18 protein-coding genes are annotated in these 18,215 nt (G+C 66.0%); 10 read left to right on the top strand and 8 right to left on the bottom strand.

Features of this window, described 5'->3' with window-relative positions:
• Nucleotides 1-131 precede the first annotated feature (131 nt).
• The 4 genes from B9Z03_RS06970 (at nucleotide 132) to B9Z03_RS06955 (ending at nucleotide 3,685) form a co-directional block, all read left to right on the top strand.
• Nucleotides 132-386: an acyl carrier protein gene (locus B9Z03_RS06970; protein ID WP_085463538.1), complete on the top strand. Its 255-nt coding sequence runs from the start codon at nucleotides 132-134 to the stop codon at nucleotides 384-386.
• Between the two features lies 1 nt (nucleotide 387).
• Nucleotides 388-1,599, top strand: a complete 1,212-nt coding sequence (locus B9Z03_RS06965) for a beta-ketoacyl-[acyl-carrier-protein] synthase family protein (protein WP_085463537.1) — start codon at nucleotides 388-390, stop codon at nucleotides 1,597-1,599.
• 52 nt (nucleotides 1,600-1,651) lie between these two features.
• Nucleotides 1,652-2,356 (top strand): glutathione binding-like protein, encoded by a 705-nt coding sequence (locus tag B9Z03_RS06960; RefSeq protein ID WP_085463536.1) that lies wholly within the window; start codon nucleotides 1,652-1,654, stop codon nucleotides 2,354-2,356.
• A 75-nt stretch (nucleotides 2,357-2,431) separates the two neighbouring features.
• Nucleotides 2,432-3,685, top strand: a complete 1,254-nt coding sequence (locus B9Z03_RS06955; protein ID WP_085463535.1) for an ATP-binding protein — start codon at nucleotides 2,432-2,434, stop codon at nucleotides 3,683-3,685.
• Between the two features lie 12 nt (nucleotides 3,686-3,697).
• On the opposite strand, the gene B9Z03_RS06950 is transcribed toward B9Z03_RS06955, so the two are convergent.
• A complete protein-coding gene (locus B9Z03_RS06950; protein WP_139832189.1) occupies nucleotides 3,698-5,443 on the bottom strand; it encodes an alpha/beta hydrolase in 1,746 nt (581 codons plus the stop codon).
• Nucleotides 5,444-6,118: 675 nt separating this feature from the next.
• Here B9Z03_RS06950 and B9Z03_RS06945 point away from each other — a divergent pair.
• The 6 genes from B9Z03_RS06945 (at nucleotide 6,119) to B9Z03_RS06920 (ending at nucleotide 11,950) form a co-directional block, all read left to right on the top strand.
• Nucleotides 6,119-7,432: an extracellular solute-binding protein gene (locus tag B9Z03_RS06945; RefSeq protein ID WP_085463533.1), complete on the top strand. Its 1,314-nt coding sequence runs from the start codon at nucleotides 6,119-6,121 to the stop codon at nucleotides 7,430-7,432.
• A 72-nt stretch (nucleotides 7,433-7,504) separates the two neighbouring features.
• Nucleotides 7,505-8,410: a carbohydrate ABC transporter permease gene (locus B9Z03_RS06940; RefSeq protein ID WP_085463532.1), complete on the top strand. Its 906-nt coding sequence runs from the start codon at nucleotides 7,505-7,507 to the stop codon at nucleotides 8,408-8,410.
• Between the two features lies 1 nt (nucleotide 8,411).
• Entirely contained in the window at nucleotides 8,412-9,371 is a 960-nt protein-coding gene (locus B9Z03_RS06935; protein ID WP_085463531.1) for a carbohydrate ABC transporter permease, read from the top strand.
• Nucleotides 9,368-9,586: a hypothetical protein gene (locus B9Z03_RS06930; RefSeq protein WP_085463530.1), complete on the top strand. Its 219-nt coding sequence runs from the start codon at nucleotides 9,368-9,370 to the stop codon at nucleotides 9,584-9,586. Before B9Z03_RS06935 ends, B9Z03_RS06930 begins: the two co-directional genes overlap by 4 nt.
• The gene (locus B9Z03_RS06925; RefSeq protein ID WP_085463529.1) at nucleotides 9,583-10,692 is read left to right on the top strand and encodes an ABC transporter ATP-binding protein; all 1,110 of its coding nucleotides are present in this window, start codon (nucleotides 9,583-9,585) and stop codon (nucleotides 10,690-10,692) included. Before B9Z03_RS06930 ends, B9Z03_RS06925 begins: the two co-directional genes overlap by 4 nt.
• Before the next feature lie 184 nt (nucleotides 10,693-10,876).
• Nucleotides 10,877-11,950 carry an ABC transporter ATP-binding protein gene (locus tag B9Z03_RS06920; RefSeq protein ID WP_085463528.1) on the top strand — a complete coding sequence of 358 codons (1,074 nt, stop codon included), beginning with the start codon at nucleotides 10,877-10,879 and terminating at the stop codon, nucleotides 11,948-11,950.
• Between the two features lie 6 nt (nucleotides 11,951-11,956).
• On the opposite strand, the gene B9Z03_RS06915 is transcribed toward B9Z03_RS06920, so the two are convergent.
• The 7 genes from B9Z03_RS06915 to tsaB form a co-directional block, all read right to left on the bottom strand.
• Complete coding sequence (locus B9Z03_RS06915) at nucleotides 11,957-13,039, bottom strand: hemolysin family protein (RefSeq protein WP_432417026.1); 1,083 nt, start codon at nucleotides 13,037-13,039, stop codon at nucleotides 11,957-11,959.
• 23 nt (nucleotides 13,040-13,062) lie between these two features.
• Complete coding sequence (gene ybeY, locus B9Z03_RS06910; protein ID WP_085463527.1) at nucleotides 13,063-13,587, bottom strand: rRNA maturation RNase YbeY; 525 nt, start codon at nucleotides 13,585-13,587, stop codon at nucleotides 13,063-13,065.
• Nucleotides 13,588-13,592: 5 nt separating this feature from the next.
• On the bottom strand, nucleotides 13,593-14,573 hold the full coding sequence (locus tag B9Z03_RS06905) for a PhoH family protein (protein WP_085463526.1): 981 nt from the start codon (nucleotides 14,571-14,573) through the stop codon (nucleotides 13,593-13,595).
• A 78-nt stretch (nucleotides 14,574-14,651) separates the two neighbouring features.
• Nucleotides 14,652-16,049, bottom strand: a complete 1,398-nt coding sequence (miaB, locus tag B9Z03_RS06900; protein WP_085463525.1) for a tRNA (N6-isopentenyl adenosine(37)-C2)-methylthiotransferase MiaB — start codon at nucleotides 16,047-16,049, stop codon at nucleotides 14,652-14,654.
• Nucleotides 16,050-16,111: 62 nt separating this feature from the next.
• On the bottom strand, nucleotides 16,112-16,918 hold the full coding sequence (locus tag B9Z03_RS06895; protein WP_085463524.1) for a lyso-ornithine lipid O-acyltransferase: 807 nt from the start codon (nucleotides 16,916-16,918) through the stop codon (nucleotides 16,112-16,114).
• A gap of 31 nt (nucleotides 16,919-16,949) precedes the next feature.
• On the bottom strand, nucleotides 16,950-17,438 hold the full coding sequence (gene rimI / locus B9Z03_RS06890; RefSeq protein WP_085463523.1) for a ribosomal protein S18-alanine N-acetyltransferase: 489 nt from the start codon (nucleotides 17,436-17,438) through the stop codon (nucleotides 16,950-16,952).
• Entirely contained in the window at nucleotides 17,438-18,121 is a 684-nt protein-coding gene (tsaB, locus tag B9Z03_RS06885) for a tRNA (adenosine(37)-N6)-threonylcarbamoyltransferase complex dimerization subunit type 1 TsaB (protein ID WP_085463522.1), read from the bottom strand. The genes rimI and tsaB overlap by 1 nt, the downstream gene beginning before the upstream one ends.
• Nucleotides 18,122-18,215: the final 94 nt, after the last annotated feature.

The raw sequence follows: 18,215 nt of genomic DNA, 5'->3' as shown, positions 1-18,215 counted from the left end.
AGGCACCAGTTGTTGCCACCTGCGGTTTCCCTTTCTATAGAAGAAGCGGAACGGCGCTGGAAAAGCGTGGATACTGGGGGGAGCGGCGGCCGGACATGGCCGCGTTCGCGTGTTCTTAGCAAGGGGATTTCATGTCTGACCCGCTCGCCGCGGAAACAATCGAGCTGATCAAGGCGCATGCCGGTCCGGACGCTGGGGAGATCACCACCGATACCGAACTGGATACGCTGGGCATCCACTCGCTCGAGCTCACGGAGATCATCTTCGACCTCGAAGAGAGGCATGCGATCGAGATCGAGATGAACACGGTCGACGCCTGGAACAACCTGAAGACAATCGGGGACATCGTCGCCGCGGTCCGAACGCTGATCGACAAAAAAGGCTGAGATGAGCCGTCCTCGCATCGTCATCACCGGCCTGGGCGGGCTCTGCTCGCTCGGCACCGACACCGCCGCCATCTGGAGCGCGATGCAGGCCGGCCGCAGCGGCATCGGGCCGCTGGAGACGATTCCGCTGCACGACCTGAAAATCCGCACCGGCGGCGAGATCAGGCAGCTCCCCACCCACGACATCGACCGCAAGCGGTTGGTGACGATGGACCGTTTCTCGCTGCTCGCGGTGTTAGCCGCCGGCCAGGCGATGTCGCAGTCGGGGCTCAGCGTCGAGCCGGGGCGCTCCGACCGGATCGGGGCCGTGGTCGGCACCGGCATCTGCGGCTGGGAGGCGATCGAGGAAAACTATCGCAGCGTGCTGCTCGACGGAAAGACCCGCGCCGGCATCTTCACCGTGCCGCGGGTGATGCCCGGCGCGCCGGCCGGACAGGTCAGCATCCAGTACGGGCTGCATGGGCCTGTCTTCGGCGTCAGCTCGGCCTGCTCGTCCTCCAACCATGCCTTCACGGCGGCGGCCGACCAGATTCGGCTCGGGCGTGCCGACGTCATGCTGGCTGGCGGAACCGACGCGCCGATGGTCTGGGGCATCCTGAAGGCATGGGAGGCGCTGCGCATCCTGTCGCCGGACACGTGCCGGCCGTTCTCGGCCGACCGCCAGGGCCTCGTGCTCGGCGAGGGCGCCGGCATGGCGGTGCTGGAGAGCTACGACCATGCGGTGGCGCGAGGTGCCACCATCCTCGCGGAATTCGCCGGCTCGGGCATGTCGGCGGATGCCGCCGACATCGTCGCGCCGACCGTCGAGGGTCCGGCGGCGGCCATGCGCGCCTGCCTTGCGGATGCGGGGCTTGCGCCGGAAGAGATCGACTACGTCAACGCGCACGGCACCGGCACCAAGGCAAACGACGAGATCGAGACGACGGCGATCCGCCGCGTCTTCGGCGCGCAGGCCGACCGCCTCTCCGTCTCCTCGACGAAATCGATGCACGCCCACTGCCTCGGTGCCTCGGGCGCGCTGGAGATGATCGCCTGCGTCATGGCGATCCGCGACGGCGTGGTGCCGCCGACCATCGGCTATCGCGAGGCCGATCCCGCCTGCGACCTCGACGTGACGCCCAACGTCGCGCGTCAGCGGCCCGTCCGCGCGGCGGTCAGCAACGCCTTCGCCTTCGGCGGCACCAATTCGGTCATCGCCTTGCGCGCCGTCTGACCGATTGCGATATCAGGGGCGGCATCCGCCCTTCCTTACGCGAGACCCGACGATGACAGACCTTTCCGCCTTTCCGATCACCAAGCGCTGGCCGGCCAGGAACCCGGACGTGCTGCAGCTCTATTCCTTTCCCACGCCGAACGGCGTGAAGGTCTCGATCGCGCTGGAGGAGATCGGCCTCCCCTACGAGGCGCATGCGGTCAACATCATGCAGAACGAGACCTGGGGGCCGGAATTCCTGTCGCTCAACCCCAACGGCAAGATCCCGGCGATCATCGACCCCAACGGCCCGGGCGGCAAGCCGATCGGCCTGTTCGAATCCGGCGCGATCCTGCTCTATCTCGCCGACAAGACCGGTAAGCTGATCCCCGCCGATCCGGCAGCCCGCTGGGAGACGATCGAATGGGTGTTCTTCCAGATGGCCGCGATCGGGCCGATGTTCGGCCAGGTCGGCTTCTTCCACAAGTTCGCCGGCAAGGACTTCGAAGACAAGCGGCCCCTCAAGCGCTACGCGGACGAGTCGATCCGGCTGCTCGGCGTGCTCGATTCCCGTCTCGCCGGCCGCACCTGGCTGATGGGCGACGAATATACGATCGCCGACGTGGCGCATCTCGGCTGGGTGCGTAACCTGGTCGGCTTCTACGAAGCAGGCGACCTCGTCGGCTTCTCCAACTTCAAGAACGTGCAGGCCTGGCTCGACCGCGGCGTGGCGCGGCCGGCGGTGCAGAAGGGGTTGGACATTCCGGCGAGAGGGTGAGTGCAATCCGAACTCACTTAAAATCAGACGGCCTCTGACTTTAAATTGGACGAACCATGCGTTAAATATAGACGTATGGTGCCTTCTGTTTCGCCTCATCGAATTATCGAGCGCAAAGTCCGGACAAAGGTTGAAGCTGCGCTCGCAGACACGCGCGTCGTCCTGATCGTCGGGCCGCGCCAGGCAGGCAAGACGACGCTCGTCAGACAATTTGCAGACGAGGGAAGGCCATACATCACGCTGGACGATGTCGGCGCCTTGAGCGCTGCACGCGCAGATCCGGTGGCATTCGTGAGAGGTATCAGGCGCGGGGTGATCGATGAGGTCCAGCGTGCACCTGAACTGTTGCTCGCAATCAAGGAGAGCGTCGATCGCGACGGAGAGCCGGGCCGCTTCCTGCTCACTGGCTCGGCCAACATCGCAACAGTGCCGATTATCGCCGATTCTCTTGCGGGCAGAATGGCGACAATCCCTCTTCTGCCGTTTGCCCAATCAGAACTCCGCTCCACGTCCGGCAGGTTTCTGGATCGCCTGTTTGCAGGAGACGAACCCGAAGCCGGCCAGAGTCCGGCATTCGGTGACGCATTGCTCGCCGTCGTCCTGCAAGGAGGCTATCCGGAGGCGCTGCGAAGAACCACCGCCGTCCGGCGCACGGCATGGCTCGAAGACTACGTCAGCCAGATTCTCGACCGGGACGTCCGTGACATCGCCAACATCGACCAGTTGGACCGACTGCCTCGCCTGATGGACGTGCTCGCCGAACATGCCGGTCAGCTGGTCAACAACTCCAGTTTCGGGGCGGCCCTCGGCCTGTCCAGCGTGACTGCCCAGAAATATGTGGCAATCCTGGAAAGGCTGTTCCTCGTCAGAGCTCTACCGCCGTGGTCGAACAACCGACTGACGCGACTGGTGAAGACACCCAAACTGCATTTTTTGGATAGCGGGCTGCTTGCGGCCCTCCGCGAGGATGAGGAGACGGCATTGCGGCAAGACAGAACTCGGTTTGGTGCCCTGCTTGAGAGCTTTGTTGTTTCCGAACTCCAGAAGCTGGCGTCTTGGTCGGAGCGCAAAGTATCGTTCTTTCACTACCGTACGAAGGACCAGGACGAAGTCGATGTCGTCATCGAGGACCGACGCGGCCGCATCGTGGGAATTGAAGTGAAAGCCGCCGCCACGGTACGGCCCAACGACTTTCGCGGGCTAAGGCAATTGCAGGAAGCGGTCGGCGAACGGTTTGTGCGCGGTCTGGTGTTGCACGACCACGACCGTGTCACGCCTTTCGGCGAGAAACTTCACGCCGTCCCTATTTCGACGCTGTGGTCAATGTGAGGCTCACGCTTCCTACTTCCCGAACAGCCGTCCCAGCGCCTGCTCCAGCCGAGAGCGCTCGCCGGCGTCGATCGTCGGCGAGAGGATATAGCTGTTGAGGAAGGTGCGCGCCTCGCTGGCGCTCTTGACGCTGCCGCGCCGCAGGATCGACAGCGTCGAGAGCAGCGCTGCGCTGTCGCAGGGCTCGGGCGAGTAGGCCCAGTACGACCCCTTGTCGGAGGTCGACTTGGTCATGCCGCAGCGCTGCTCGGGCGGCGCGTCGCGCCAGAACAGCGACAGGATATCGGTGAGGGCGGACGGGTTGTTGGCGTAGTAGCTGTGCGCCAGCATGTCCTCGCCGATCGTCGTCATGTCGATCGAATCCACATCCGCCAGGCGCAGAATGTCGTTGCCGCCCTGCCCCGCGCGTGGTGCGTCGCCATGCAGCTGGCGCGAGACGGCGAGCGCCCAGTCGCGATTGGAAGCATAGAGCGTGATGCGCTGCGCGGTCGGCCGGATGGTCTTGACCATCTCGCCGAACAGGCCGGCGTCGAGGTCGGGCGCGGTGAACAGTACCTGGTCGAATGCCGGCGGCTTGTCCTTGTTGCGCAGGGCGAAGAGTTCCAGCGCGTCGGTCAATGCACGGTTGCCCATCGAATGGGCGATGAGATGGATGCGTGTCGCGCCCGACTTCGCCACCACGTCTTCCAGGAAGAGCGAGAGACGGCGGCCTGAGAGGTTCACGACGGCGGTGTCGGCGATGTAGCTCAGCACCGAGCCGCGCGACGGCCAGGAATAGAGGATCGGCAGGCCTTCGAAATTCATGTCGTAGGCCATCTGCGCAGTGCGCATCGCGGCCTCGTTGAATGGCACGTTGAAGCCGTGGATGAAGACGAAGGCCTCCTTGCCCGGCGCGGCCGCCATCTGCTCGCGCATCTGCGCGAAGACCGCTTCATTGGCGGACGGCGTGACGCTTGCGAGCACGATGTGGCGCTGCGGATCCTCGCGGAAGTCAAAGCTCCAGATCGAGGGCGCCTCGATCTGGCCCGGACGGTGGTCGAGCGGGATGGAGACGACCGCGGTGCCGAGTTCCAGTGCGGTGCCGCGCTGGCCGCCGTAGAACTCGCCCGGCAGCTCGCTGCCCGAGCGGGCACGGTCGGTCGCATAGTAGATCTTGACCTCCTTGTAGCCCTTGTCGGGATCGGAGGTGTCGCGCAGGCCGCCGGCGGCCTTGTCGGCGAAGTCCTGGCGATAGTCCGCGAAGGCTTCGAGCGCATCGATCGCCTGGTCGGCCACGGGGCCGTCGGGCGCATTCTCGGCCAGCTTGTCGAGCTTCGTGTAGATGTCCGCCGCCACGGCCGGATCGAGGCCGGCGGATTCGACGATGGCGAGCGCCCTGGCATAGGCGTCGACCGCCGGACCGGTCTCGCCGGCCTTTTCGAACTCGGCCCCCGCCTTCTCCCAGACCGGGATCAGTTCGGGCGCCTTGTCCTTCAGACGCTCGGCAAGCTTCGCGGCAAGCCGTGCCCAGGCCTCGCCGGCCTCCTTGGCCTGCCCGGCCTCGGAATGGACGACGGCGCGACGGCGCAGCAGGTCTTCGACGATAGCCGGATCGGTCTCCGCCGCCAGCGCGGCGTCGATGATACCCAGCGCCGCCGCGGTGTCGCCCTTCGCGGTCGCCTCGGCGACGCGGGCGTCCAGCATGATGTCGAGGGCAGAGGCCGGCGCAGCACCCAGCGCCAGGAACACGGCACATGCCGCCGCCAGACCGGATCTCATTCCAAGGCCTGGCACACGCGCCAGAAACGCAGTCCACATGTCGTCGCTCCACCCGCCCGGTGCCGGCCGATCCCAGCCTAGCGGGATCACAAGCCGATGACACGAAACAATTCATCGCCGCGATTGCGGAAACAATAGGGTCGGGCGCGGAAAAGGTTCGTCTCGTCCCATGCACGTCTCCAGCCTGCGCGGCGCCCGGTGCCGAGCGGAATGGGGATTGCGATTTTTTGAGACGAGAGTATCATATTGATATGATAGTCTCACACGAGGCGATCACGGGTTGCCGGAGCGGCCGGGAGCGACGCTCAAAGTTCATACATCTCTGGTCTTACCAGATTGCGCCACTGTTGCAGTCGGGCGGTCAATCGTCGCGTCGATGTAATCGATTACAACGTTCAATATGTGGACACCAGCAGGTCAGAAAACCGCGGAAAAGCGAGGAAGAGCGGGGTGGTAAAGAAAGCGCTTGACCGGGCCGAGGCATTGGTAATACCAGTTTAGGGGAATGTCCGGCCAGCGCGGCTTACGCCGCGGGAGAACTGACCGGTCATCTCAATCTGCTCGCCTCGGGAGGAGACCAAGGCGGGACGAGGCGGCGAAGAGCCGCCAACGGGAGCCGGCGCCGCGGCCATGCCGCGCACGGACCCGATCGAGGCACGACAGGGAGGAAATGACATGCACAGGAAAGTGACCGGCCTTTTGGCCGGATTGGCCCTTACGCTTGCCGGCAGCGTTTCGTCGCTGCACGCGCAGGAACTGACGATCTTCTGGGCGGAGTGGGATCCGGCCAACTATCTGCAGGAACTCGTCAACGAGTACGAAAAGGAAACCGGCGTCAAAGTCACGGTCGAGACCACGCCGTGGCAGGACTTCCAGACGAAGGCCTTCACCGAATTCAACGCGAAGGGCTCGGCCTACGACATGGTCGTCGGCGACTCGCAGTGGATCGGCGCGGCCTCCGAGGCCGGCCACTATGTCGACCTGACCGAGTTCTTCAACAAGCACAAGCTCGGCGAAGTGATGGCCCCGGCGACGGTGAAATACTACGCCGAGTATCCGTCAAATTCTGGCAAATACTGGTCTATCCCGGCCGAGGGCGACGCGGTGGGCTGGTCCTATCGCAAGGACTGGTTCGAGGACCCGAAGGAGATGGAGGCGTTCAAGGCCAAATACGGCTACGACCTCGCTCCGCCGAAGACCTGGAAGGAACTGCGCGACATCGCCGAGTTCTTCCACCGTCCGGACCAGAAGCGCTACGGCGTCGCGATCTACACCGACAACTCCTATGACGGCCTCGTCATGGGCGTCGAGAACGCGATCTTCTCCTATGGCGGCGAACTCGGCGACTATGCGAACTACAAGGTCGACGGGATCATCAACTCCGAGAAGAACGTCAAGGCGCTCGAGGCCTATCGCGAGCTCTACGGCTTCACGCCTCCCGGCTGGGCAAAGACCTTCTTCGTCGAGAACAACCAGGCGATCACCGAGAACCTGGCGGCGATGAGCATGAACTACTTCGCCTTCTTCCCCGCGCTGGTGAACGAGGCCTCCAACCCGAACGCCAAGGTCACGGGCTTCTTCGCCAATCCGGCGGGTCCCGACGGCGACCAGTTCGCCGCGCTCGGTGGCCAGGGCATCTCCGTCGTCTCCTATTCCGAGAACAAGGAAGAGGCGATGAAGTTCCTGGAGTGGTTCATCAAGGACGAGACCCAGAAGCGCTGGGCCGAGCTCGGCGGCTACACCGCCAGCGCCAAGGTGCTGGAGAGCCCGGAATTCCAGAACGCCACGCCCTATAACAAGGCCTTCTACGAGACCATGTTCAAGGTGAAGGACTTCTGGGCCACGCCGGAATATGCGGAACTGCTGATGCAGATGAACCAGCGCATCTATCCGTTCATCACCGCGGGCCAGGGCACGGCCAAGGAAGCGCTCGACGCGCTCGCGGCCGACTGGAACGCCACGTTCAAGAAGTACAACCGGATCAAGTGATCCCGACTTCGCCGGAGGGGGCGCCACACGCCCCCTCCGTTTTCGTCTCTGACGCTCACCGAGGAGGTGGCCTTGGCCACGGCAGCATTGACCACGCTCGACCCCACATCGCGCGCCGCCTCCCGCGGCATGAGCGACCTTGCGATCCGCAATCTCTTCATCATTCCGACGATCGTCTTCCTGATCGTCTTCAACATCTTCCCGCTGCTCTATTCGCTCGGCTATTCGTTCACCGACTTCCGCGCCTCCGGCAATGCCGCGGCGAACTTTGTCGGCCTGCAGAACTACCGTGAGCTGCTCAACGACCCTTACATCTGGGCGAACTTCTCGATCACGGCGAAATACGTCATCGTTTCGGTGGTCGGGCAGGTGATTGTCGGCTTCGGCACGGCGATGCTGCTCAACCGCGACATCCCGCTGAAGGGGCTGATCACGACGCTGCTGCTCCTGCCGATGATGCTGTCGATGGCGGTGGTCGGCCTGTTCTGGAAGCTGCTCTACGATCCGTCCTTCGGCATCATCAACTATGCGCTCGGGCTCGGCAATTTCGAATGGCTGGCCAATCCCGACATGGCGCTCTACGCGGTGGCGCTGACCGACATCTGGATGTGGTCGCCCTTCGTGATGCTGCTGTCGCTCGCCGGTCTTTCGGCTGTGCCGAAGCATCTCTACGAGGCCGCGGCCATCGACCGCGCCGGACCGATCTACACCTTTTTCCGCATCACGCTGCCGCTGGTGGCGCCGATCCTGATGATCGCGATCATCTTCCGCACGATGGAAGCCTTCAAGACCTTCGACCTGGCCTACATCCTGACCAGCCAGCCGACGACCGAGGTGATCTCGATCCGGCTCTACAAGATGGCCTTCCAGACCTGGGAGACGGGCCGCTCCTGCGCGCTCGCCTACATCATGCTGATCATGGTTCTGGCGATCACCAACATCTACGTCAAATACCTGAACAAGGTGAAGGAGCGCTGAGATGGCTGCTGTCCAGACCTCCACCGAAAAGGGCCTGAACCGGCTGGCGATCGTTGCCGTGCTCGTCGTGACGATGATCTTCCTGGCGCCGATCTACTGGATCGCATCGACGGCCTTCAAGCCGCGCAACCTCGCCACGACGATCCCGCCGACGGTTGTGTTCACGCCGGAGATCTCGCCCTTCGTCAAGCTGTTCACCAAGCGCTCGCAGCTGCGCGCGCCGCCCACCGCCGAGGAATACGAGGCGGCGCCCTGGTGGGAGCGGCTGGTGTTCGACGGCGGCGAGAAGGTCGTGCGGTCCGGCCGGGGCGAGGTTCAGTGGTCCGGCTATCCGAGCCGGTTCATGAACTCGCTGATCATCGCCATCACCTCCACGGTGCTGGCGGTGGGGATGGGCACGCTCACGGCCTACGGCTTCTCCCGTTTCAAGGTGAAGGGCGAGGGCGATCTTCTGTTCTTCATCCTGTCGACGCGCATGCTGCCGCCGGTCGTCGTCGCGATCCCGATGTTCCTGATGTATCGGGCGGTGGGTCTCAACGACACCCATTGGGGTCTGATCATCCTCTACACCGCCTTCAACCTCTCCTTCTCGGTGTGGCTGATGAAGGGCTTCATCGACGAGATCCCGAAGGAATACGAGGAGGCGGCGCTCGTCGATGGCTACACGCGCATGGAGGCCTTCTTCAAGATCGTGCTTCCCGAGGCGGCCACAGGCATCGCCGCGACGGCCGTGTTCTGCTTCATCACCGCCTGGAACGAATACGCCTTCGCGCTGATCATGACCAACCGGCGTGCGCAGACCGCGCCGCCCTTCATCCCCAGCCAGGTCGGCTCCGGCCTGCCGGACTGGACGGTGATCGCGTCGGGCACCTTCCTGTTCCTGCTGCCGGTGGCGATCTTCACCTTCCTCCTGCGCAACCACCTGCTGCGCGGCATGAGCTTCGGGGCGATCCGCAAATGATCAAGTCGACGCAACTGCAGCGCATCGCGGAAGTCGTGATGGTGCTCGGCATCATCTTCCTCTGCCAGCCCTGGGTGGAGTTCCTGCACCGCTACGGGCTGACCGTGATCATTGTCGGCCTGCTCACCTTCATGTTCACCGGCTGGTTCGGCAAGCCGGACAATGCCCAGGATGGCGTGTTCGACGTCTCGGATCATCACGAAGGCAAGTCATGACCCAGATCGAGCTTCGCGGCGTGCAGAAGTGGTTCGGCGACGTCCAGGTCGTCAAGGACATGAACCTCGCCATCGCCGACAACGAGTTCATCGTGCTTCTCGGCCAGTCCGGCTGCGGCAAGACGACGACGCTGCGCGCCATCGCCGGGCTGGAGACGATCGACGAGGGCGATATCCTCATCGACGGCAAGCCGGTGCAGCACATGAAGGCGTCGGACCGCGACATCGCGATGGTGTTCCAGTCCTTCTCGCTCTACCCGCACATGACGGTCTACGAGAACATCGCCTTCCCGCTCAGGGCCACCGGCATGGACAGGGCGGGCATCGACCGGTCGGTGCGTGAGATCGCCAAGGTGCTGCGCATCACCGACCTGCTCGGCCGCAAGCCGTCGGCGCTGTCGGGCGGCGACATGCAGCGCGTGGCGATCGGGCGCGCGCTGGTGCGGCAGCCGAAGGCGATGCTGATGGACGAGCCGATCGGCGCGCTGGATGCCAAGCTGCGCGAGGAGATGCGGGCCGAGATCAAGCGGCTGCATCTCCAGCAGGGCTCGACGACGATCTACGTCACCCACGACCAGGTCGAGGCCATGAGCCTCGCCGACCGCATCGTCGTCATGCATGAGGGCGTGCTGCAGCAGATCGGCGCGCCCGAGGAGGTCTACGCCCACCCGGCCAACCTGTTCGTCGCCCAATTCGTCGGCAGCCCGGTGATGAACGTCGCGCCGGTGACGGTGTCGTCCAACACCCAGGGGGCAACCGTGATGATGGGGGGAGAGGCGAACGGCTTCGCCTTCCCGAAAGAACTGACGGGCAAGCTCAACGGCCATGCGGACAAACCGGGCGCGCTCAAGCTCGGCATCCGGCCGGAGGGCGTGCTTGTCGAGCGCGAGGAGCGTCAGGGCTACCTGCCGGTCGAGGCGCACATCATCGAGCCGCTCGGCGCCTACGACATCGTCGACCTGGCGGTAGGCTCGACCATGCTGCGCGCACGCACCCGCGCCGGCTTCGTGCCGAGGGCAGGCGAAAAGGTCTACGCCCGCATCGACCCGGCGCAGGCGCACTTCTTCGACACGGACAGCGGGCGGAGCCTGGGGGTGCGGCTTTGAGCGAGCGACGCCCCCTCCACCACTACGTGGTCCCCCTCCCCCGTAAACGGGGGAGGATTATGGTTGTGCCGGCGGCGCCGTCGATCCTCCCCTGCGAAGCGGGGGAGGGGGACCATGCGAAGCATGGTGGAGGGGGCGCGTGCTTCCGATCGCCCTCGAAGAGCGGCACCCAAGGAACATTCTGATGGCCCATATCCGTCTCGACAACGTCACCAAGACCTTCGGCGCCCATACCGCGCTCAGGAACCTCAACCTCGAGATCGCCGACGGCGAGTTCTTCGTGCTGCTCGGCGAGACGGGTGCCGGCAAGACGACGACGCTGCGCATCATCGCGGGGCTGGAGAAGCCCACCGAGGGCCGCGTGCTCATCGACGGCGTCGACGTGGCCGACTGGGGCGCGGCCGAGCGCGACGTGGCGCTGGTTCTGCAGCAATACTCGCTCTACCCGCGCTACACGGTGAAGCAGAACCTCGAATTTCCGCTGAAATCCAAGCTGCGGCGCGTGCCGGACGGCGAGATCGCCGAGCGCGTGGCCAAGGCGGCAAAGACGCTGCGGATCGAACACCTGCTCGAGCGCAAGACCGACCGGTTGTCGGGCGGCGAGATGCAACGCGTCTCGATCGGCCGCGCGATCGTGCGCAAGCCGCGCGTGTTCCTGATGGACGAGCCGCTGTCGGCGCTCGATGCCAAGCTTCGCGAGGCGCTCCGCACCGAGCTCAAGAACATCCAGATGAATCTCGGCCAGACCTTCCTGTTCGTGACCCACGACCAGATCGAAGCGATGTCGATGGGCGACAAGATCGGCGTGCTGAACAACGGCGCTCTGGTGCAGGTTGGCACGCCGCAGGAGATTTACGCCAATCCGAAGAACACCTTCGTCGCCCGCTCGGTCGGATCGCCGCCGATGAACCTGGTCAACGGCCGCCTCGTCGCAGGCCGCGCCGTGGTCGCGCCGGGGTTCGAGCTGCCCGCCGGAGCCACCGCCGCCGGCGCAGCGGACCGGCCGCTCACCTTCGGCATCCGCCCGGAGGATGTGCAGGTGGAACAGGGCGCGCCGGTGACGGCCAAGGTGCACGATGTCGAGAACCACGGCGTCGAGAAGATCCTGACGCTGCGCGTCGGCGACAACATGCTGCGCGCGACGGTTCCCGCCCGCACCAGCCTGTCGATCGAAGACGAGGTGCGGTTTGGCTGGAATCCGGACAAGCTGACGATCTTCGACCAGGCCAGCGGCCTCAGCCTCAAGCACGCGAGCTGACCGGGCCTACTGCTCCGGGCCGGCCTCGGGCTCGGCAACCTCGGGCCTCGCCTCTCCCTTCGCGGGCCGCGCACGGCGGCGCGGCTCGGCTGCCTTCACCTGGACGATGCGCACGCGCTTCACGCGGCGCGGATCGGCGTCGAGCACGTGGAATTCGTAGCCGGGCACGGCGCGGACGACCTCGCCGCGCGCCGGTATGCGGCCGAGCGTCGAGAAGATCAGACCGCCGATCGTGTCGACATAGTCGCCATGCTCGCCGGCGGTGAAGTCGCCGCCGACCTTCTCGGCGACTTCGTCGATCTCGGCCTTGGCGTCCACCACGAAGACGCCGTCGCCGGTCTGGGTGATCAGCGGCTCGTCGTCATCGTCATGCTCGTCCTCGATGTCGCCGACGACCATCTCGACGATGTCCTCCAGCGAGACGAGGCCGTCGGTGCCGCCATATTCGTCGATGACGAGCGCCATCTGGGTGCGGGTGGCCTGCATGCGCGCCATCAGGTCGGAGGCAAGCATCGAGGCCGGCACGAACAGTACCGATCTGGTGAGGCCGAGATCGCCGATCGGACGCTTCAGATCGACCTGGGCGAGGTCGAGCCCCGACGGATCGGCCTTGCGTGCGCCGCGGCCCTTCTTCTGCCGCGCCGTGCGGGTGAGATGGCCGACGACGTCGCGGATGTGGATCATGCCGCGCGGATCGTCCAGCGTCTCGGCATAGACCGGCATGCGCGAATGCCCGGATTCCTCGAAAAGCTCCAGCACCTCGCCCAGCGTCGTGCCGATCTCCACCGCCTCGATGTCGGTGCGCGGAATCATCACGTCCTCGACGCGGACCTCGCGCAGGCGCAGGATGTTGTTGAGCATCGCCCGCTCGGCGGGCGTAAAGGAAGCGCCGTCGGGCGCCGTCTCGGACAGCGCGTCGGCAAGGTCCTCGCGCAACGTGTTGCCGTTGCGGCCACGGAAGAAATGCAGGAGCCCGTCGAAGAGTGAGGTGCGCGGAGATGTCCGCGCGGGCGTACTTTGCGGGTCGCCCGAGGTGTCCGCCCCCGCCTGTTCGCGGGGCGAACCCGCTGGCGCAGAGCTATCCGAAATGTCGTTCATCGTCATCGCTTCAATCAGGCTTCATCCGTTACCGCATAGGGGTCGGCGATGGCAAGCCTCGCAAGAATACGACGTTCCAGCGCTTCCATCTCTTCCGCCTCGTCGTCCGTCTCGTGGTCGTACCCCAGAAGATGCAGCAGGCCGTGCACCAGGAGATGGGTCAGATGGTGGTCGAAGGACTTGGATTCCAGTGCCGATTCGGCGCGGACCGTCTCGGCGGCGAGCACGATATCGCCCAGCATCGGCGGCAGCGCATCGCCCGGCCGGACCGGAAAGGCCGGGAAAGACAGGACATTGGTCGCCTTGTCCTTGCCGCGCCACTCGGCGTTGAGGGTGCGGATGTGTGCGTCGTCGGTGAAGAGGACACTGAGTTCGCTGTGGCCTGCCTTTGCGCCGAGTTCGGCCAGCGCGGCCGCCACGGCCCGGTCGCCAAGCGCTGCGAGTTCGGCCTCGGCCGGCCACTCGCCGGCCTCCACCGAAAGATCGATCTCGACCACCGGGAGACCGGTGGCCGAAGATTTTGCGGAAGCTCGCGGCATGGTCGTCAGACGGCGCCCTTGTCGGCGCCGGCGCGGTCGTAGGCGCGCACGATCTCGGCGACGAGCGGATGGCGCACCACGTCGGCGTCGTTGAAGCGCACCGTGACGATGCCCGGCACGCCGTCGAGGATCTTCAGCGCCTCGACCAGCCCGGACTTGGTGTTGGGCGGTAGGTCGACCTGCGTCGGGTCGCCGGTGACGATCATGCGCGCGCCCTCGCCGAGGCGGGTGAGGAACATCTTCATCTGCATCGACGTCGTGTTCTGCGACTCGTCGAGGATGACGGCGGCATGCGCCAGCGTGCGGCCGCGCATGAAGGCCAGCGGCGCGATCTCGATCACGCCGGCGGCGAGCGCCCGCTCCACCTTGTCGGACGGCATCATGTCGTAGAGCGCGTCGTAGAGCGGCCGCAGATACGGGTCGACCTTCTCCTTCATGTCGCCGGGCAAGAACCCCAGCCGCTCGCCCGCCTCGACCGCCGGGCGCGACAGGATGATCCGCTCGACCATGCCGCGTTCGAGCAGCATCGCCGCGTGCGCCACGGCGAGGTAGGTCTTGCCGGTGCCGGCCGGGCCGATGCCGAAGACCAGCTCCGAGCGCTCGAGGGCGCGCATATAGGCGTCCTGGTTGGGCGTGCGGGCATAGATGGTGCGCTTGCGGGTCGAGATCTGCGCCGCGGCGAGGCGGCCCTTGCGCTCCAGCGTCGGCAAGGTGAGCTGGTCGTCGGCCGCGACCGCCATGCGGATCGCACCCTCGACGTCAGATGGAGCGATCTCCGAGCCCTTCTGCGCCCGCTCATAGAGATAATCGAGCGCACGGCGCGCCTGCTCCGCGGCGACGGTCGAGCCGCGCACCGAGAGCTGATTGCCCTTTGAGCGCAGGTCGACGCCGAGCTTCTGCTCGATCAGGGCCAGATTCTGGTCGAACTGGCCGTAGATCGCGCTGGCGTGCTTGTTGTTGTCGAAAGTCAGGACGATGTGCGCCATGTCGGACGCCCCCGCGGGGGTAGTCTTCAGTTCTGCAGCGGCGTTCAAACATCTCTCCTTGTTGGGCGCCGGCCGCCGTCAGAGCGGCTCGGCATAAAGGGTGTATCCCGTCCCTGTGATTCGCACTGTGACAATGTCACCGATTCCGCCGGCCTTTTCATCAACAATCACCGGCTGAAGCCAGGGAGAACGACCGACGACCTGACCCGGTTCCTTGCCCTGGCGTTCGATGAGGATCTCGACCGGCTTGCCTTTCAGCGCGCCGACGAAATCGGCCTGGTGCTCGTTGAGCAGGGTCTGCAGCGCCTGGAGCCGCGTATCCTTGACCGCCTCCGGCACCTGGTCCGCCATGCCGGCGCCCGGCGTGCCGGCGCGCGGGGAATATTTGAACGAATAGGCGGCGACGTAGCGGACCTTGCGCACCAGATCGAGGGTCGCCTCGAAATCCTCGTCGGTCTCGCCCGGGAAGCCGACGATGAAGTCGCCCGACAGCGCGATGTCCGGCCGTGCCGCGCGGATCCGCTCCACCAGGGCCAGATAGTCGTCCGCCGTGTGCTTGCGGTTCATCGCCTTCAGGATGCGGTCGGACCCCGCCTGCACCGGCAGGTGCAGATAGGGCATCAGATTTGGCAGGTCGCGGTGGGCGGCGATCAGGCCATCATCCATGTCGCGCGGATGGCTGGTCGTGTAGCGCAGGCGCGCGAGGCCGGGGATGTCCGCCAGCCGGCGCAGCAGCTCGCCGAGCCCCCATGCGCGACCGTCCGCGCCCTCGCCGTGCCAGGCGTTGACGTTCTGGCCGAGGAGCGTGACCTCGCGCACCCCCGAGGCGGCGAGCCGCTCGGCCTCGGCGATGATCTGGCCGACGGGGCGGGACACTTCGGCGCCGCGTGTATAGGGCACGACGCAGAAGGTGCAGAACTTGTCGCAGCCTTCCTGCACGGTGAGGAAGGCCGTCACGCCGCGGCTGCGGGTGGCAGCAGGCTTCGGCGCTGGCAGGTGGTCGAACTTGTCCTCAACCGCGTAGTCCGTCTCGACCACCTTCTCGCCCGCGCGGGCGCGGCGCACCGCGTCCGGCAGCCGATGGTAGGTCTGCGGGCCGATGACGAGGTCGACCAGCGGCGCGCGGCGGATGATCTCCGCACCCTCCGCCTGGGCGACGCAGCCGGCGATCGCGATCGTCGTCTGCTGGCCCGCCGCCTTGCGCTGCGCCTTGATCTCCCGCAGCCGGCCGACGTCGGAATAGACCTTCTCCGCCGCCTTCTCGCGGATATGGCAGGTGTTGAGCAGGATCAGGTCCGCGTCGTCGGGGTTCTCGGTCGCGCTGTAGCCGTCGGCGGCGAGCGCGTCGGCCATGCGCTGGCTGTCGTAGACATTCATCTGGCAGCCGAACGTCTTGACGAAATAGCGCTTCGGGGCAGTCCCGGCCGCCACGTCGCCCGCGCCGCGGGGCTCGAGGGTCATCATCTCTTCGTTCATGGGCGGGCTCATAGCGCTTTTTGACGCCGAGCGACAGATGCCCTGGCGGGCAGGGCGCCGGATCAGCGTTTGCGGCGCGACGGGTCTGGATTGGACAGCGCCGCCGACAACATGCGCCGCACCTCGTTTTCCGCGGCCGCCGCGACCTCCTTGCGGCGGCTGTCGGACGTGAACTCCACCGGCGCACCGAAATGTACCTCCACGTCCATCGCCCCTTCCCGCAGCAGGGCGCCGATATGCGGCGCCAGAACACTGTCGCCGATCCAGGCAGCGTGCACGCGATGTTGGCGCCCCATCGGCATGCCGTGCAGCCGGGTGTAGGCGATGGCGACCGGTTGGATAAAGACGCGCTCGCCGCCACCATTCGACAGCGCCACTTTTGCAGCGCCGAACAGGGTCGACTTGAAGGGCAGGATCTGGTTGCCGTCGCCGGTTGTGCCTTCAGCGAACAGCACCATCGGGTCGCCCTTGGCGATGCGCGAGCCGATCTCGTTCGCCTGGGCGCCCGACTTACGACGCTGCTCGCGCTCGACGAAGACGCTGCGCTGGCATCTCGCCAGCAGCCCGAACACCGGCCATGTCGCCATCTCCGACTTGGCGATGAAATGCACGTCGGCGATCGAGCTGAGAACGACGATGTCGCTCCAGGACACGTGGTTCGCCGCGATCAGCAGCGGACGCTCGCGGGCGAGGTCGCCGTGGACATGGACGCGGATGCCGAGCAGCCTGAGCACGATGCGGTGCCACAGACGCGGTGCCGGCTTCTCGTTCCAGCCGAAGCGCATGGCGAGCATCTGCCACAGAATCAGCGGCGGAGTGACGACGATCGCGACAGCGAGGCCGAACACGAGGCGGAGCCAGCCGATCATGCCCGAGTGCCCTCCACCTCGCCCGGCCGCGCTAGCGGAGATCGCGGCGCATGACAAGCGCGCCGGTGGCCGGAGCGCCTGCATGCTCGTAATAGTTCCGCCGCCTGCCGACCTCGCGGAAGCCGAGGCGGTGGTAGAGCGCCAGCGCCGGCGCATTGGTCTCGTCCACTTCGAGGAGCAGATGCGAGGCGCGATCGGCGTGAAGCTGGCGCAGCACGGCCTCCATCAGCTCGCGGCCGAGGCCCTCGCGGCGATGGGCGCGCGCGACGGCGACGGTCAGTATCTCGGCCTCGTCGGCGGCGAGCCGCGCCAGCACGAAGCCGGCAGGGTCCATCTTGCGGCCGACCTCGCGCGCGATGAAACCGAACACCGTCGGCTGGTCGATCAGGTCGGCGAACTCGCCCGGCGACCAGGGCCGGGCGAAATCCTCCTTGTGCAGCTTCGCCACCGACGGCGCATCGTCGCGCAGCAGGCGTTCGACCATGTATTCGCGGCGACGGGAGACGAAGGGCAGGCGCATCAGGGCGCCCTCCTCGGAAGCGCGAACCCGTCCTGCGGGCGCGCATCCGGCCCGCGCAGGTAGAGCGGCTTCGGCGGCGAGTTGAAGCTGCGGCCGGCGGCGGCGAGACGGGCATAGACGGCGATGTCGGCGGTCGCCGCCCCGCCCGCGAGCTCATATCGCGCCGGATCGGCGCCGGCCGCGATGACCGCCGCGCCGGACCCGGCAAGGACGGGGCGCTCACCGTCGAGCAGAGCCGGCGCTTCATCCACCGCAACGATAGCCGGACCATGTGTGATCGAGCTATCCGCCGCATGCTCTTCGACATAGATCTCGTCGCGCTTGGCGTCGATCGACGCGACGATGCGGCGGCCGGGGAAGGTCTCGCGGGCTTCCTCTGCAATGGCCGAGAGCGTGGTAACGCCATGGGCCGGAACCTTCAGCGCCAGCGCCAGCCCGCGCGCCGCGGCGACGCCGACACGGATGCCGGTGAAGGAGCCGGGCCCGATCGAGACGGCGATGGCGCCGATATCGGCATGGGTCTTCCCGGCAGAGGCGAGCGCTGCCGCGATCACATCCATCAGCCGCTCGGCATGGCCCTTGCCGATGTCCTCGACGGCGCGGCCAAGCTCGCGGCCCGCCACGGCGTCGTAGACGCAGGCGGCGCAGAGGGACGAGGCGGTGTCGATGGCGAGGAGGATCATGACGCTTCGGCGAAAATACTTTGCGCGCCCTCCACCGCCTTCGGCGGTCCCCCTCCCCCGTTTGCACGGGGGAGGATCAGGTCGAGGCCGATCG

The sequence above is a fragment of the Mesorhizobium australicum genome (genome assembly GCF_900177325.1).
GTDB classification, from domain to species: Bacteria; Pseudomonadota; Alphaproteobacteria; order Rhizobiales; family Rhizobiaceae; genus Mesorhizobium_A; species Mesorhizobium_A australicum_A.
Note: the sequence above shows the minus strand (reverse complement) of the source record. Positions and strands in the feature narration are given on the sequence as shown.

Bases quoted from the DNA above. Each gene is read 5' to 3' on its own strand.
- rimI (WP_085463523.1), bottom strand. From the start codon at position 17,438: ATGCGCCTGCCCTTCGTCTCCCGTCGCCGCGAATACATGGTCGAACGC.
- B9Z03_RS06905 (WP_085463526.1), bottom strand. From the start codon at position 14,573: ATGGCGCACATCGTCCTGACTTTCGACAACAACAAGCACGCCAGCGCG.
- B9Z03_RS06970 (WP_085463538.1), top strand. From the start codon at position 132: ATGTCTGACCCGCTCGCCGCGGAAACAATCGAGCTGATCAAGGCGCAT.
- B9Z03_RS06895 (WP_085463524.1), bottom strand. From the start codon at position 16,918: ATGATCGGCTGGCTCCGCCTCGTGTTCGGCCTCGCTGTCGCGATCGTC.
- B9Z03_RS06965 (WP_085463537.1), top strand. From the start codon at position 388: ATGAGCCGTCCTCGCATCGTCATCACCGGCCTGGGCGGGCTCTGCTCG.
- miaB (WP_085463525.1), bottom strand. From the start codon at position 16,049: ATGAACGAAGAGATGATGACCCTCGAGCCCCGCGGCGCGGGCGACGTG.
- tsaB (WP_085463522.1), bottom strand. From the start codon at position 18,121: ATGATCCTCCTCGCCATCGACACCGCCTCGTCCCTCTGCGCCGCCTGC.
- B9Z03_RS06935 (WP_085463531.1), top strand. From the start codon at position 8,412: ATGGCTGCTGTCCAGACCTCCACCGAAAAGGGCCTGAACCGGCTGGCG.
- B9Z03_RS06920 (WP_085463528.1), top strand. From the start codon at position 10,877: ATGGCCCATATCCGTCTCGACAACGTCACCAAGACCTTCGGCGCCCAT.
- B9Z03_RS06950 (WP_139832189.1), bottom strand. From the start codon at position 5,443: ATGAGATCCGGTCTGGCGGCGGCATGTGCCGTGTTCCTGGCGCTGGGT.
- B9Z03_RS06930 (WP_085463530.1), top strand. From the start codon at position 9,368: ATGATCAAGTCGACGCAACTGCAGCGCATCGCGGAAGTCGTGATGGTG.
- B9Z03_RS06945 (WP_085463533.1), top strand. From the start codon at position 6,119: ATGCACAGGAAAGTGACCGGCCTTTTGGCCGGATTGGCCCTTACGCTT.
- B9Z03_RS06960 (WP_085463536.1), top strand. From the start codon at position 1,652: ATGACAGACCTTTCCGCCTTTCCGATCACCAAGCGCTGGCCGGCCAGG.
- ybeY (WP_085463527.1), bottom strand. From the start codon at position 13,587: ATGCCGCGAGCTTCCGCAAAATCTTCGGCCACCGGTCTCCCGGTGGTC.
- B9Z03_RS06955 (WP_085463535.1), top strand. From the start codon at position 2,432: ATGGTGCCTTCTGTTTCGCCTCATCGAATTATCGAGCGCAAAGTCCGG.
- B9Z03_RS06925 (WP_085463529.1), top strand. From the start codon at position 9,583: ATGACCCAGATCGAGCTTCGCGGCGTGCAGAAGTGGTTCGGCGACGTC.